The sequence below is a fragment of the Enterobacter sichuanensis genome (assembly GCF_002939185.1).
In the GTDB taxonomy this organism is placed as follows: Bacteria; Pseudomonadota; Gammaproteobacteria; order Enterobacterales; family Enterobacteriaceae; genus Enterobacter; species Enterobacter sichuanensis.
Map to the genome: position 1 here is coordinate 1 of NZ_POVL01000007.1, position 12831 is coordinate 12831.

18 protein-coding genes are annotated in these 12831 nt (G+C 55.6%); 4 read left to right on the forward strand and 14 right to left on the reverse strand.

Annotation, left to right across the window (positions count from 1 at the left end):
• Nucleotides 1-106: 106 nt before the first annotated feature.
• The 6 genes from C5687_RS04980 to C5687_RS05005 are packed head-to-tail and all read right to left on the reverse strand — an operon-like array spanning nt 107 to nt 3822.
• Complete coding sequence (locus tag C5687_RS04980; RefSeq protein ID WP_047959437.1) at nt 107-445, reverse strand: endonuclease domain-containing protein; 339 nt, start codon at nt 443-445, stop codon at nt 107-109.
• A gap of 56 nt (nt 446-501) precedes the next feature.
• On the reverse strand, nt 502-1650 hold the full coding sequence (gene hemW, locus C5687_RS04985; RefSeq protein ID WP_104556518.1) for a radical SAM family heme chaperone HemW: 1149 nt from the start codon (nt 1648-1650) through the stop codon (nt 502-504).
• Nucleotides 1643-2236, reverse strand: a complete 594-nt coding sequence (locus tag C5687_RS04990) for an XTP/dITP diphosphatase (RefSeq protein WP_104556519.1) — start codon at nt 2234-2236, stop codon at nt 1643-1645. The genes hemW and C5687_RS04990 overlap by 8 nt, the downstream gene beginning before the upstream one ends.
• A gap of 3 nt (nt 2237-2239) precedes the next feature.
• Nucleotides 2240-2536: a DUF167 family protein YggU gene (yggU, locus tag C5687_RS04995; protein WP_025757710.1), complete on the reverse strand. Its 297-nt coding sequence runs from the start codon at nt 2534-2536 to the stop codon at nt 2240-2242.
• Nucleotides 2533-3099 carry a YggT family protein gene (locus C5687_RS05000; protein ID WP_013098667.1) on the reverse strand — a complete coding sequence of 189 codons (567 nt, stop codon included), beginning with the start codon at nt 3097-3099 and terminating at the stop codon, nt 2533-2535. Before C5687_RS05000 ends, yggU begins: the two co-directional genes overlap by 4 nt.
• Before the next feature lie 21 nt (nt 3100-3120).
• Nucleotides 3121-3822: a YggS family pyridoxal phosphate-dependent enzyme gene (locus tag C5687_RS05005; RefSeq protein WP_095451746.1), complete on the reverse strand. Its 702-nt coding sequence runs from the start codon at nt 3820-3822 to the stop codon at nt 3121-3123.
• Between the two features lie 17 nt (nt 3823-3839).
• On the opposite strand from C5687_RS05005, the gene C5687_RS05010 reads away from it, so the two are divergent.
• Entirely contained in the window at nt 3840-4820 is a 981-nt protein-coding gene (locus C5687_RS05010) for a type IV pilus twitching motility protein PilT (protein WP_104556520.1), read from the forward strand.
• 9 nt (nt 4821-4829) lie between these two features.
• Here the strand turns inward: C5687_RS05010 and ruvX are convergent, their stop codons facing one another.
• The 8 genes from ruvX to metK all read right to left on the reverse strand — a co-directional run bounded on the left by ruvX (nt 4830) and on the right by metK (nt 11908).
• Entirely contained in the window at nt 4830-5246 is a 417-nt protein-coding gene (gene ruvX, locus C5687_RS05015) for a Holliday junction resolvase RuvX (RefSeq protein WP_021242076.1), read from the reverse strand.
• The gene (locus C5687_RS05020) at nt 5246-5806 is read right to left on the reverse strand and encodes a YqgE/AlgH family protein (RefSeq protein WP_025757717.1); all 561 of its coding nucleotides are present in this window, start codon (nt 5804-5806) and stop codon (nt 5246-5248) included. The genes ruvX and C5687_RS05020 overlap by 1 nt, the downstream gene beginning before the upstream one ends.
• An 82-nt stretch (nt 5807-5888) precedes the next feature.
• Complete coding sequence (gshB, locus tag C5687_RS05025) at nt 5889-6836, reverse strand: glutathione synthase (RefSeq protein ID WP_025757718.1); 948 nt, start codon at nt 6834-6836, stop codon at nt 5889-5891.
• 18 nt (nt 6837-6854) lie between these two features.
• The gene (gene rsmE / locus C5687_RS05030; RefSeq protein WP_104556521.1) at nt 6855-7586 is read right to left on the reverse strand and encodes a 16S rRNA (uracil(1498)-N(3))-methyltransferase; all 732 of its coding nucleotides are present in this window, start codon (nt 7584-7586) and stop codon (nt 6855-6857) included.
• A gap of 52 nt (nt 7587-7638) precedes the next feature.
• Nucleotides 7639-8346: a deoxyribonuclease I gene (gene endA / locus C5687_RS05035; protein ID WP_104556522.1), complete on the reverse strand. Its 708-nt coding sequence runs from the start codon at nt 8344-8346 to the stop codon at nt 7639-7641.
• Nucleotides 8347-8440: 94 nt separating this feature from the next.
• The gene (locus C5687_RS05040) at nt 8441-8938 is read right to left on the reverse strand and encodes a SprT family zinc-dependent metalloprotease (RefSeq protein ID WP_025757721.1); all 498 of its coding nucleotides are present in this window, start codon (nt 8936-8938) and stop codon (nt 8441-8443) included.
• Between the two features lie 58 nt (nt 8939-8996).
• The gene (gene galP, locus C5687_RS05045) at nt 8997-10394 is read right to left on the reverse strand and encodes a galactose/proton symporter (protein ID WP_104556523.1); all 1398 of its coding nucleotides are present in this window, start codon (nt 10392-10394) and stop codon (nt 8997-8999) included.
• A gap of 359 nt (nt 10395-10753) precedes the next feature.
• Complete coding sequence (gene metK, locus C5687_RS05050) at nt 10754-11908, reverse strand: methionine adenosyltransferase (protein WP_014885184.1); 1155 nt, start codon at nt 11906-11908, stop codon at nt 10754-10756.
• A gap of 138 nt (nt 11909-12046) precedes the next feature.
• On the opposite strand from metK, the gene C5687_RS25000 reads away from it, so the two are divergent.
• The 3 genes from C5687_RS25000 to yqgB all read left to right on the forward strand — a co-directional run bounded on the left by C5687_RS25000 (nt 12047) and on the right by yqgB (nt 12824).
• Entirely contained in the window at nt 12047-12445 is a 399-nt protein-coding gene (locus C5687_RS25000; RefSeq protein ID WP_025757723.1) for a hypothetical protein, read from the forward strand.
• Nucleotides 12446-12454: 9 nt separating this feature from the next.
• On the forward strand, nt 12455-12598 hold the full coding sequence (locus C5687_RS25330; protein WP_420796100.1) for a hypothetical protein: 144 nt from the start codon (nt 12455-12457) through the stop codon (nt 12596-12598).
• A 94-nt stretch (nt 12599-12692) separates the two neighbouring features.
• The gene (gene yqgB / locus C5687_RS05060) at nt 12693-12824 is read left to right on the forward strand and encodes an acid stress response protein YqgB (RefSeq protein WP_146086268.1); all 132 of its coding nucleotides are present in this window, start codon (nt 12693-12695) and stop codon (nt 12822-12824) included.
• Nucleotides 12825-12831 lie beyond the last annotated feature (7 nt).

The following is a 12831-nucleotide window of genomic DNA, read 5'->3' on the forward strand; positions in this document are numbered from 1 at the left end:
GTGTTAAAAAGTGTTCACCATCTCCCCGAACACCTGTCTACCATGTCCCCGGACTGTACACCCCATGGGAGAGGGTGTAATCGTTCCCTCTCCCTGTGGGAGAGGGTTAGGGTGAGGGCATCAGGCAGCGCAGTCGTTGCAATATAGCCATCAACACCTCCTCCTCGTTTGTCCTGAATTCATTATTCCAGAACCGTAGTATTTCCCAGCCGTTCGCATTCAAAAATTCAGCACGACGTGAATCATACATTTCGTTGTTCTGATGTTGTCCACCATCCAGCTCAATGATCAGTTTCGCCTTAAAGCAGGCAAAATCTACGATATACGCACCAATCGGCATCTGGCGGCGAAACTTATAGCCAAAGAAGCGGCGTCCCCTGAGTAAATACCAGAGGCGTAACTCTTCGGGCGTCATGTGTTTGCGGAGTTGTTTTGATTTGTCCATCCCCACACTCTGCCAGCCTCTCCCTCAGCCGGCAGCGCGGGATGCAAAATCCTGAATCAGCCTTCAGATTCTTCGGCGAGGAACAGCTCGAGAAGGGAGTTTAAGAACAGTTTGCCGTGCTCGGTGATCTGCCAGTATTCCTCACATTCCGTGAGATACCCCTTCGCCAGCGCTTCGTCAATCTGTGGACGAATCACTGCCTCCGGCAGCCCGGTGTAACGCGAAAATTCCGCACGCGGTGCGGCTTCCAGCAGGCGGAAGCGGTTCATAAAGAACTCAAACGGTTTATCCACCGCCTCGACATCATGCTGACGTTCCAGGTAACGGCCTTCCATATAGCCACGCGGGTGGCGGGTCTTCGCCGTGCGCAGAATGCGCCCATCCGGGAAAGTCACTTTACCGTGCGCGCCGCAGCCAATCCCCAGATAGTCGCCAAACCGCCAGTAGTTCAGGTTGTGCTGACACTGGTAGCCCGGCTTCGCATAGGCGGACGTTTCATACTGCTGATAGCCTGCGGCAGTCAAAAGCCTGTGGCCCTGCTCGAAGATATCCCACAGGGCGTCGTCATCCGGCAGCACTGGCGGGCGCGAACCAAACAGCGTGTTGGGCTCGATGGTGAGCTGGTACCACGAAAGGTGTGGCGGGTTCAGTTCAATCGCCTGGCGCAGGTCGTCCAGCGCCTCGTCCAGCGACTGGTCCGGCAGGCCGTGCATCAAATCCAGGTTGAAGCTGCGAAGATTAAGCCCCGTCGCCAGCGTTGCCGCACGCTTCGCCTCTTCCGGGCCGTGAATGCGCCCCAGGCGTTTCAGTTTCGGCTCGCTAAAGCTCTGCACACCGATGGAGATGCGGTTCACGCCTGCACGCTGATACTCGACAAAACGGTCGGCCTCAACGGTGCCGGGGTTGGCTTCCATCGTAATTTCAGCATCCGCTGCCAGGTTCAGGCGCGCACGCACGCCGTCCAGCAGCGTTTGCATCGCCGGGCCTGACAGCAGGCTCGGCGTACCGCCACCAATGAAAATGGTCTTAACTTCACGTCCCTGTGCGTACGCGACATCGGCGTCCAGGTCGGCCAGCAGATGCGCAACGTAGTCATCGTGCGGCACTTCGCCCTTCAGCGCGTGCGAGTTGAAATCACAGTACGGGCATTTCTGCACGCACCACGGGATGTGAATATAAAGACTCAGAGGTGGCAGATTAGCCATTACGCAGTGCTTCCAGTAACAGTTTCAGGGCGCGTCCGCGGTGGGAAATCTCGCTTTTCTCTTCGCGGGTCAGTTCCGCAGCGGTCTTGCCCTCGGACGGGACAAAGAAAATAGGGTCGTAGCCAAAACCGCCGTTACCTGCCGCTTCGCGGGTAATCACTCCCGGCCAGCTGCCGTGGCAGACGATGGGGGTCGGGTCTTCCGCATGACGCATATAGACCAGCACGCAGTGGAACTGCGCGGTACGCTGCTCGTCCGGCACGTCTTTCAGCGCGACAAGCAGCTTTTCCAGATTCTGCTGGTCGGTCGCGTCCACGCCGGAATAGCGTGCAGAGTAGATCCCCGGCGCGCCGCCGAGAAAATCGACCGCCAGGCCGGAGTCGTCAGCGATTGCGGGCAGGCCCGTAATCTGTGCGGCATGGCGTGCTTTCAGGATCGCGTTTTCGATAAACGTCAGCCCCGTCTCGTCGGCGGAATCCACGCCGAGCTCGGTCTGGGCGACCACATCCAGCCCAAAATCATGTAATAGCGAGGCCAGCTCGCGCACTTTACCGGCATTACCGGTCGCGAGAACAACTTTCTGCATGGTTTAGTCCTGTTCTGTCAAAGCCGCGACTTCCGTCGGGATAGATTGCGGGTTGAGGATTTTTACCTGTTTATGCCGCCCCAGTTCGCCTTTTTCAATGATGACCTGGCTTTTAGCCACGCGAAACTGTTTTGCCAGATATTTGGTCAGATGCGCGTTCGCCTGGCCGTCAACGGGCGGGGCAGTGATGGCGACTTTTAACTCGTCGCCATGCAGTCCAACAATAGTGTCACGGCTGGCTTTCGGCTGAATATACAGCCGTAAAACCAGCCCGTCAGCGCAGGTGCTTACTGCACTCATAGCGCCATCCACAGCCCCGGCAGCAGCATATCGCCCGTGGACTGTAACAGCTCGGCGATCCCCATGTTGACCACATAAAGCAGCAGAACGAGGATCATCGGCGAAAAATCGATACCGCCCATAGACGGAAGCAGGTTACGGATCGGACGCAGCAGCGGTTCGGCCAGCTGAATCAAGGCGTACTCCACCGGGCTACGACCCTGGCTGACCCAGCTCATGATGGCCATCACCAGCAGCACCCAGAAGATCAGCAGACCGATGGTTTTAATCAGGATCAGGACGGCTGCAATCCAGATGATCGGCTGGAAGGTAATGACCATAAACAGCACGATTGCTTTGATAACGCTCAGAATAAACGCCACCAGCAAAGACGCGCTGTCGATGGGACCCATTGCCGGGATAATACGGCGCAGCGGTCCGACAACAGGTTGCGTGATTTTCACGACAAACTGCGAGAACGGGTTGTAAAAATCACAGCGGGCCCACTGCATCCAGACGCGCAGCAAAAGCGCCATCGTATACAGCTCAATGACCGTTGAGAGCAGGAAAGTCAACGTCTTCATGGCGTTCCTCAGGTTTCCTTATTATTGGGTGTAGTCGCGCGCACCGAAAATGGCTGTACCGATGCGCACCATAGTGCTGCCTGCCGCGATGGCGGCTTCCATATCATCCGACATGCCCAGAGAAAGCGTGTCTACCGTGTCATAGCGCGCTTTAAGCGCCTCAAATGCTACAGCCATTTGCTGTGCCACGGCAAACTGCCTTTCATAACTTGACTCAGGGGCTGGAATGGCCATCAGCCCGCGCAGGGTTAAGCGCGGCAGGGCGGCCACCTCTGCCGCCAGCGCATCTAATTCACCGAGCGCAATGCCGGACTTGCTGTTTTCATCGCTGATGTTGACCTGAATCAGCACGTTAAGCGCAGGCAACTCTGCCGGACGCTGGTCATTCAGGCGGGTCGCAATGCGCAGACGGTCAATGGTGTGGCACCAGTCGAAGTGCTCTGCCACCAGACGGCTTTTGTTCGACTGCAGGGGACCAATAAAGTGCCACTGCAGAGACGTATTCCCCTGTTGCTGGAAGTAGCGAATTTTGTCCACGCCTTCCTGTACGTAGTTTTCACCAAACGCTTGCTGGCCTGCATCAATGGCTTCTGCGATGGCGCTCGCAGGCTTCGTTTTGCTGACTGCAAGTAACGTAATTTCTTCTGAAGCACGGCCGCAACGCGTTGCGGCGGTTGAGATTTTGTCCCGGACCTGTGCCAGGTTATGCGCAATGTCGTTCATTTTCCGAGGAGTAGTCTATGGATGTGGAAGAAATTGTGGCCCTTAGTGTAAAGCATAACGTCTCCGATCTACACCTGTGCAGTGATTCGCCACCCCGCTGGCGCAGAACAGGCCGTCTTGAGCCGGCACCGTTTCCGCCTCCGGACGTTGAAGCATTGCTAAAAGCGTGGCTCAACGACGAGCAGCAGGGAATATGGTGGGCAAACGGGCAGGTGGATTTTGCGATGACGGTATCGGGGGGCCAGCGCCTGCGCGGCAGTGCCTTCAGGCAGATGAGAGGTGTTTCCGTAACGCTGCGGCTGTTGCCGCGAACCTGTCCGCAACTCGCTTCGTTGGGCGTGCCGCGGGCCACTTCGGAACTGTTATCCAATGATGCCGGGTTGATTCTGGTGACGGGGGCAACCGGTAGCGGCAAATCCACTACGCTCGCTGCGATGGTCGATTTTCTCAACCATCATACCGACGGCCATATCCTCACGCTTGAAGACCCGGTGGAGTTTATCTACCAGAGTGAACGCTGCCTGATACAACAGCGGGAGATAGGCCAGCACACGCCGTCATTTGCGGAAGCGCTGCGCGGTGCGTTACGCGAGGATCCGGACGTGATCCTGCTGGGGGAGCTGCGCGACAGCGAGACAATCCGCCTGGCGCTGACGGCGGCCGAAACCGGGCATCTGGTGCTGGCGACGCTGCATACGCGCGGGGCATCGCAGGCGATTGAACGGCTGGTCGATACGTTTCCGGCGCAGGAGAAAGATCCGGTGCGCAACCAGCTGGCCGGCAGCCTGCGGGCGGTGCTGGCGCAGAGGCTGGTTCCCGATCTCCAGGATGGACGCGTCGCGCTGTATGAACTGCTGGTGAATACCGCTGCGGCGGCGAATCTGATTCGCGAAGGAAAAACGTGGCAACTGCCCGGCATCATTCAAACCGGTCAGCAGGCGGGCATGCAGAACTTTGACCAGAGCCTGGCGGAGAGACGGGCGCAGGGGCGGCTGTAGGCCCCTTGCTCAGAAGCCCTGTTCGAAATAGCTTTCGAGGATGATGACGGCAGAAGCGGAGTCCACGCTGCCTTTGTTGAGCGCCCGGAAGCCGCCGTGTTCAAACAGACCCGCACGTGCTTCGACAGTGCTGAGACGCTCGTCGTGAAGCTTCACGGAAACGCCAAAGCGACCGTGGATTTTATTGGCAAATTTACGCGCCCTGGCGGTAAGCGGCTGTTCTGTGCCATCCATGTTGAGCGGCAGCCCAACAATCACGTCATCCGGTTGCCACTCTTTAAGCAGACGTTCAATGAGATTCCAGTCTGGCGTGCCGTCGTTGGCCTTCAGGGCCGTCAGCGGACGTGCGGTGCCGGTAATGCGCTGACCCACGGCGACGCCAATGCTTTTGGTGCCAAAATCAAAGGCCAGAAGTGTTCCGCTCATCAGGCGTGCCCCGCTACGCCAGGCATGGTCAGAATATCAATGCCAATCAGTTTCGCCGCGTCACGCCAGCGATCGGCGATAGGGGTTTTAAACAGGATATTCATGTCCGCTGGGGCGGTGAGCCAGGCGTTATCGAGGATCTCTTGCTCAAGCTGGCCTTTTTCCCACGAGGAATAGCCCAGCGCCACCAGCACTTCTGAAGGCTGCTCAGCGGTGCCCAGCGTTTCAAGCACGTCGCGCGAGGTGGTGATGACGGTGTTATCCGAGATGCGAATACTGGAAGCGAATACCGGCGGCGTATGAAGAATAAAACCGCGATCTTCTGCAAGAGGTCCACCCAGCATCACGGGTTTATCCAGCCGGATTTCCGGCAAGCGCGCTTCAGCCGGGATTTTCAGCTTGTCCAGAATCCCTTCAACCTGAAGATTTTCCAGCGGTTTGTTGATGATAATGCCCATCGCGCCGTCTTCATTGTATTCACAAATATACACCACAGCGCGGCGAAAAATCGGGTCCTGGAGAGCAGGCATGGCAATAAGAAAGTGATGCTGTAAATTCATTGTCAGAGGTACTGTTTCCTGGTTTAAAAAGCGACAGCGACCAGTATGCGGAGAAACCCGGGCGCTGTCACTCATTGGTGGGTTATTTCTGCAGGCGTTTTTCGATGGCGTCCATCAGCATTCCGGTGATCGAGACCGGGAATTCCGCTTCAATTTCACGAATGCAGGTGGGGCTGGTGACGTTCACTTCAGTCAGACGATCGCCGATGATATCCAGGCCAACGAAGATAAGCCCCTTCGCCTTAAGGGTCGGACCGACGCGGCGGGCAATTTCCCAGTCACTTTCGGTCAGCGGGCGCGGCTCACCGCGGCCACCAGCGGCCAGGTTACCGCGGGTTTCGCCACCCTGCGGGATGCGTGCAAGGCAGTAAGGAACCGGTTCGCCATCCACCACCAGCACGCGTTTGTCGCCGTCTTTGATCGCCGGAATATAGTTCTGCGCCATGCAGTAACGGGTGCCCAGCTCGGTCAGGGTTTCGGCAATCACGCCAATGTTCGGATCGCCTTCTTTCACGCGGAAAATCGACGCGCCGCCCATGCCGTCCAGCGGCTTCATGATGATATCACCGTGTTTCTGCCAGAATTCCTTCAACTGGGTTTTGCTGCGGGTCACCAGCGTTTCAGGCGTCAGGTCAGAGAACCAGGCGGTGTAGAGTTTTTCATTACAGTCGCGCAGGCTCTGCGGTTTGTTGACAATCAGCGTCCCTTTCTCTTCTGCACGTTCAAGGATATAGGTGCAGTAGATATACTCGGTGTCGAATGGCGGATCTTTACGCATCAGAATGACGTTGAGATCGGCAAGCGCGATGTCCTGCTCTGTGCCGAATTCGTACCATTTGTCGTAGTTCTGCTCGACGTTAACGATGCGGGTGCGCGCCCGGGCTTCACCGTTGATCAGGTAAAGATCGTTCATCTCCATATAGTGGAGTTCATAGCCGCGACGCTGCGCTTCCAGCAGCATAGCGAAGCTGGAATCTTTCTTGATGTTAATGTTTGCGATGGGGTCCATCACGATGCCGAGCTTGATCATCTTTCTCTCCAATATGCGTCAACCCAGATCGCCAAACCGTACCTGTAGCGCGGTAATGGCCGTGAGTGCCGTTGTCTCAGTGCGCAGAACGCGAGGTCCCAACAGAATATCAGTAAACTGGTAACGCGCCGTCATCGCGATTTCATCCGCCGAAAGCCCACCTTCGGGACCAATCAGCAGGCGTACGCGCTCGACGGGCAAGGGCAGCGTATTGATGCTGGCGCTGGCGCGCGGATGAAGATTGAGCTTCAGCCCACTTTCCTCTTCTGCACACCACGCCTCCAGATCCATCGCCGGGCGGATCTCCGGAATACGGTTACGGCCGCACTGTTCACAAGCCGCAATGGCAATTTTCTGCCACTGCTGGATCTTCTTGTTCAGACGTTCCGCATCCAGTTTAACGCCACAGCGCTCGGAAAAAAGTGGCGTAATGAGGCTTACACCGAGTTCAATGGATTTCTGAATGGTGAACTCCATCTTTTCCCCGCGCGACATCACCTGGCCCAGATGAATGTGCAGCGGTGATTCGCGATCATCCACCTCGCCATGCAGCACGCTAACGTGCACGCTTTTTTTATCGGACCGCGTAATTTGTGCGTCGAAAACCTGGTTAGAGCCATCGAACAACTGAATGGCCTGACCTGCGCTCATGCGCAGCACGCGACCAACGTGGTTGGCGGCGTCATCAGACAGGGCGATTTCTCGGCCTGCGGTAATCAGTTCAGGATGGTAAATGCGGGGAATGCGCATAGTCAGAAATTCCGTGTGTCATACGATGTAAGCAAATTGCCGCTAGTGTAGGTTAGCTCTTTTGCGCCTGGCAAGCCCGCTGGACGTAAGGGTTATGATTCCCCTGAACCCTGGCGATGCGTTCGTCGCGCTGGCATTCCCACTCTGTCACCGGGTATTGCTTGTCCCAGGCGTTGAACAGCTGCGTCTGCTGGCGGGAAAGGTTGAGGTTGTAACGGTCACGCATATAGAAGTAGGTGCGGGCAATACTGCCGCGCGCGCGGGCAGGAGGATCGGCGACTTTCTCTTTGAAATCAACCTTCATTCCACACTGGCCGTACTGGCCTTCGCCACCGTTCCACTGGCTGTACATGAAATTGCCGCGGTCGCCATTCACTTCACCCACAGCGGGCTGCAGGTTATGCATATCGCTTTCCATCTGGCGATAAACCGGATCTTTGGCGCAGTTTTTACGTCCGCCATCCTGCCAGCACTGGCGCTGGTGACCAAACTGCCATGCCGGAACGACATGTTCCCATTCAATACGGCTGGCGCGGTTTTCGTTTTTACGCACCTTATATCCGCAAGACTCAAGGTCAACGACCCCTTTTTTACCCTGCCAGTTAATTTTACAGCCGCAGTAGAAATCGCCCGGCACGTCAGCGTTAACCTTTACACCGGCCGCTTTGGCCTGAGAGAAACTGGTGATACCGTCAGCCAGCGCGTGGCCTGAGAGCGCCGTCGTCAAAAAGGCGACCGCGAGAGAAACATTACGGGACATCTTACACTCCGTGTCAAAACGAGCCCGCAACGTAACGAATGTTGTTCCTGTATGCAATCAGTCAGATCAGGAAAGTTCCTGAAAGTTCAGGTGATTATTCCGCAACCAGCGGTTCACCGCATTTCACGCAGCGGTAGGTCGCTTCGCCGCGCACCACGCGATTATGGCGACGGACGGTAAGCTGGTGCTGCTGACACTGGCAGCGGTAGGGGAAGGTATTGCGGCGTACTGATTCCAGCTCGAACTGATGGGTCCGGCGCGCCGGAACGCCGAGCACCGCCTCCATCATCCACTTCCACTCTTTCCCGTGGGGGGCGACGCGCCCAAAGTGCTTCCACACCAGCAGGTGCGCCAGCTCATGCGGTACCACTTCATCGATAAACGCCTGCTGATTTTCCATCATCAGAACCGGGTTAAGGCGGATCTCATAAGACTCAAGCCAGGCGGTACCGGCCGCGGTGCCACGCTGCTGATACACGATCTTAGGTTCAGGATAGTTGCGACCGAGCTTCAGGTTCGCCTGGGCAAGTTTTTCCCGCAGGCTGCGCATAACGGCTTGCTGGATGGCAATGGGGAGACGGGGAGCTTTCATAGGGGCAGAGCATAAAGCGCGAAGCGGGGAGGTGCAAGGGGCACCTCCCGCGTGAGGATTAGTCGTGGGCGCCGATTTCGCGCAGAGGACGACCTTTCATCAGGTTACGTTCAATATGTTCCAGGGACACATGTTTGGTTTCTGGAACCAGCCAGATGGTCAGCACAATAAAGAAGATGTTCAGACCGGCGTAAACCCAGAAGGTGTTGGCGTTACCCAGGGTGTTGAGCATGGTCAGGAACGTTGCGCCGACGATCATGTTGGCAATCCAGTTCGTTGCGGTAGAGCAGGTGATACCAAAATCACGCCCTTTCAGCGGCTGAATTTCGGAGCAGAGCACCCAAATCAGCGGACCGGCGCTCATCGCAAACCCGACGATAAACATTAGCAGCATGCCTACCGCAAAGTACTGTGCGGTTGGTGAGTGAATGCCTACGTGCATCATGGTCCCGAGGACACCCATGCCGGCCGCCATCACCAGGAAGCCCAGCGTCAGGGTTGGCTTACGTCCCCAGCGGTCCACCAGGCCGATGGCGATAAAGGTCGCCAGCACGTTGGTCAGACCCACGATGACTGTCCCCCACATCTGCTCGGTGGTGTTGGTGTAACCCGCCAGCTCAAAGATTTTTGGCGCGTAGTACATGATGACGTTCATCCCGGTGAACTGCTGCATGACCTGCAACAGCACGCCGAGGAAGACCGCACGGCGGAAGTTACTGTTCTCTTTGAACAGCGCCCAGCCAGACTGTTTAATCTTCAGGCTTTCGCGGATCTCTTCCAGTTCGTTCTTCGCCTCTGCGCTGGTATCACGCAGGCGAAGCAACACGCGCTCGGCATCGACGAAACGGCGTTTAGCGGCAAACCAGCGCGGGCTGTCCGGCAGGAAGAAGACGCCAATCAGCAGCAGAACCGCAGGGATAATGATCACGCCGAGCATCCAGCGCCATGCGCCGCTGTAGCTAAACGCGGTATCGGAAAGGTATGCGCCCAAAATACCGATGGTAATCATCAGCTGGTACATCGAGATCATGCTGCCGCGGATCTTTTCCGGCGCGATTTCCGACAGGTAAAGCGGTGCGGTGTAGGATGCCACGCCCACGGCCAGACCGAGCAGCACACGGGAAACCAGCAGCACTTCAACGTTAGGCGCAGCGGCAGAGAAGAGTGAACCGGCAACGAACAGGATCGCGCCGATCATCAGACTCTTTTTACGTCCGAGTTTGAAGGAGAGCCAGCCGCTACCGACGGCCCCGACGGCAGCACCAAACATCATGGAGCTGACCACCCACTCCTGGGTGTGAGCGCTGATCTGGAACTCTTCAGTGATAAAGGGTAATGCACCGGCAATTACGCCGATATCCAGGCCAAAAAGTAATCCTGCCAGGGCGGCGAGGAAACAGACGAAGAAAGTCATCGCCTTGTTGGACGTACGCCCCTGTTTTTTATTGTCAGGCATTATGCCCTCCAGTTGGGTTATCAGTTTTATTGATATTAAGGGTAGGTGAGCGACCCGTAAAAATATGTGAGATTAATCACATTGGTGTAATCGGTTACACTAATGTGCAACCGTAAATAAAATTAAGGCTTTGAAAATATAGAGGTAAATGAGGTGATGTGCATCGCGAAAGAGCACATTTCAGACTTAACTGAAAGGGGATGTAACAGCAGAAGAAAGGCGATCATGCAAAGAGAATATTCTGAAAGCGGAAGGCTTCCGTTGCGGTGTAATCGGTTCCATATAGTACGCCTTTCAGCCGCCACCCGACAAAAAAAGGCCAGCCCGAAGGCTGGCCTTTTAAAAGAGATGTCAGTCGATTACTTCAGACCGGCAGCTTCACGCAGCAGGGCGGCTTTGTCGGTTTTTTCCCATGGGAAATGTTCGCGACCAAAGTGACCGTATGCAGCGGTTTCTTTGTAGATAGGGTGCAGCAGATCCAGCATCTGAATCAGGCCGTATGGACGCAGGTCGAAGAACTCGCGCACCAGCAGGGTCAGCTGTTCTGAAGGCACTTTCTCAGTACCAAAGGTTTCAACCATGATGGAGGTGGGTTCCGCCACGCCGATAGCATAGGAAACCTGAATCTCACAGCGGTCAGCCAGGCCGGCAGCAACGATGTTTTTCGCCACATAACGCGCCGCATACGCCGCAGAACGGTCCACTTTAGACGGGTCTTTACCGGAGAACGCACCGCCGCCGTGACGCGCCATGCCGCCGTAGGTATCAACGATGATTTTACGGCCGGTCAGACCGCAGTCACCCATTGGGCCGCCGATCACAAAGCGTCCGGTTGGGTTGATGAAGAATTTGGTTGCGCTGCTCAGCCATTCAGTCGGCAGAACAGGTTTGATGATCTCTTCCATCACTGCTTCCTGCAGGGATTTCTGATCGATCTCTTCTGAATGCTGGGTAGAGAGAACCACCGCGTCAATGCCGACGATTTTGCCGTCGTCGTACTGGAAGGTCACCTGGCTTTTCGCATCCGGACGTAGCCACGGCAGGGTACCGTTTTTACGTACTTCAGCCTGGCGCTGCACCAGACGGTGTGCGTAGGTGACAGGTGCTGGCATCAGCACGTCGGTTTCGTTGGTTGCATAGCCGAACATCAGGCCCTGGTCACCCGCACCCTGTTCCAGCGGATCGGCACGGTCAACGCCCTGGTTGATGTCTGGAGACTGTTTGCCAATCGCGCTCAGTACCGCGCAGGAGTTGGCATCAAAGCCCATATCAGAATGCACATAACCGATCTCACGCACCGTGTTACGGGTGATCTCTTCGATATCAACCCATGCGCTGGTGGTGATCTCACCGCCAACCAGAACCATGCCGGTTTTGACATAGGTTTCACACGCTACGCGCGCTTTTGGATCCTGGGCCAGGATCGCATCCAGCACCGCATCGGAGATTTGGTCAGCAATTTTATCAGGATGTCCTTCTGATACGGACTCGGACGTAAACAGGTGTTTTGCCATGTTTTATTTCACCTAAGAGGAATTTGGTTAGCTCAAGCTGCTGTGTGGAATAGCCAAAGGAGATAATTCTACCAAGGCCTGCAGGTTTTTGACACTGGCAGTATGAGTGTTAATCAGTATAGATGGATTAACATCTGGATGGCTATTTTAGGTCACTTCTTCGCCCGATTTCCAGTTTTTTTTGACTCACCTCTCACTGAGTTGAAAACAGCGCTGGAAATTTTTCCTGACGGTACTGGCAACACGCGCATTTTTGTTTTGCTTTTTAGCCCCCTTCTCGGTATAAAACGCGGCGCGCGGCTCATATCCGTCATACTTCAAGTTTCATGTGCGTTGGCTTCCTCGCTCACCCCAGTCACTTACTTTTGTAAGCTCCCGGGGATTCGCTGCGTCGCCGCCTTCCTGAAACTCGAATTATTTAGGATAACCAAAAAAGCGCTCGATGGATTCATCGTGTCGCCACTTCCAGCCGGGTTAAGCAGTGAACTTTTAGCTTTGGCTTGTGGTCCGTTTCAACAGAGGCGGCCGTGGAGGTGATACGAGATAATGAACCATCGTTTTTCGCTAATTCAGCGCAGCCGTTCTGGCGCGCATTTGATTCCCGCAACCCGCATTTCTAGTCTGCAAACCTGCCGATGTTATACCCATCTCGGCGCTTCTCAGGATTCCAGGGCCGGTCACGCTTTGTGAAAACTGAACAAGGGCGCTCTTGTTAATACAAGAGTTTTCTCGTGGTTTCGCCGAACCTTGTCATACAGAGTTCGGATACGTGTTTTACAATGATATGAATAAGAAACCGGTCGCACGGTCTGGATTTCAGCATACTCTGCTGAGAAACGGAGCCGTTTATGGGTTGTTATCGCCGTATAACGCTGCGATAGTAGTCAACTGTTTTACACTTAATACAAAGAGTTGAGGTTCGC

Bases quoted from the DNA above. Each gene is read 5' to 3' on its own strand.
- C5687_RS04980 (WP_047959437.1), bottom strand. From the start codon at position 445: ATGGACAAATCAAAACAACTCCGCAAACACATGACGCCCGAAGAGTTA.
- C5687_RS05040 (WP_025757721.1), bottom strand. From the start codon at position 8,938: ATGAAAGCTCCCCGTCTCCCCATTGCCATCCAGCAAGCCGTTATGCGC.
- yqgB (WP_146086268.1), top strand. From the start codon at position 12,693: ATGAATAAGAAACCGGTCGCACGGTCTGGATTTCAGCATACTCTGCTG.
- C5687_RS05000 (WP_013098667.1), bottom strand. From the start codon at position 3,099: ATGAAGACGTTGACTTTCCTGCTCTCAACGGTCATTGAGCTGTATACG.
- C5687_RS05005 (WP_095451746.1), bottom strand. From the start codon at position 3,822: ATGAACGACATTGCGCATAACCTGGCACAGGTCCGGGACAAAATCTCA.
- C5687_RS25330 (WP_420796100.1), top strand. From the start codon at position 12,455: ATGAACCATCGTTTTTCGCTAATTCAGCGCAGCCGTTCTGGCGCGCAT.
- C5687_RS04990 (WP_104556519.1), bottom strand. From the start codon at position 2,236: ATGCAGAAAGTTGTTCTCGCGACCGGTAATGCCGGTAAAGTGCGCGAG.
- C5687_RS25000 (WP_025757723.1), top strand. From the start codon at position 12,047: ATGGCTATTTTAGGTCACTTCTTCGCCCGATTTCCAGTTTTTTTTGAC.
- metK (WP_014885184.1), bottom strand. From the start codon at position 11,908: ATGGCAAAACACCTGTTTACGTCCGAGTCCGTATCAGAAGGACATCCT.
- C5687_RS05020 (WP_025757717.1), bottom strand. From the start codon at position 5,806: ATGAATTTACAGCATCACTTTCTTATTGCCATGCCTGCTCTCCAGGAC.
- gshB (WP_025757718.1), bottom strand. From the start codon at position 6,836: ATGATCAAGCTCGGCATCGTGATGGACCCCATCGCAAACATTAACATC.
- ruvX (WP_021242076.1), bottom strand. From the start codon at position 5,246: ATGAGCGGAACACTTCTGGCCTTTGATTTTGGCACCAAAAGCATTGGC.
- endA (WP_104556522.1), bottom strand. From the start codon at position 8,346: ATGTCCCGTAATGTTTCTCTCGCGGTCGCCTTTTTGACGACGGCGCTC.
- rsmE (WP_104556521.1), bottom strand. From the start codon at position 7,586: ATGCGCATTCCCCGCATTTACCATCCTGAACTGATTACCGCAGGCCGA.
- yggU (WP_025757710.1), bottom strand. From the start codon at position 2,536: ATGAGTGCAGTAAGCACCTGCGCTGACGGGCTGGTTTTACGGCTGTAT.
- hemW (WP_104556518.1), bottom strand. From the start codon at position 1,650: ATGGCTAATCTGCCACCTCTGAGTCTTTATATTCACATCCCGTGGTGC.
- galP (WP_104556523.1), bottom strand. From the start codon at position 10,394: ATGCCTGACAATAAAAAACAGGGGCGTACGTCCAACAAGGCGATGACT.
- C5687_RS05010 (WP_104556520.1), top strand. From the start codon at position 3,840: ATGGATGTGGAAGAAATTGTGGCCCTTAGTGTAAAGCATAACGTCTCC.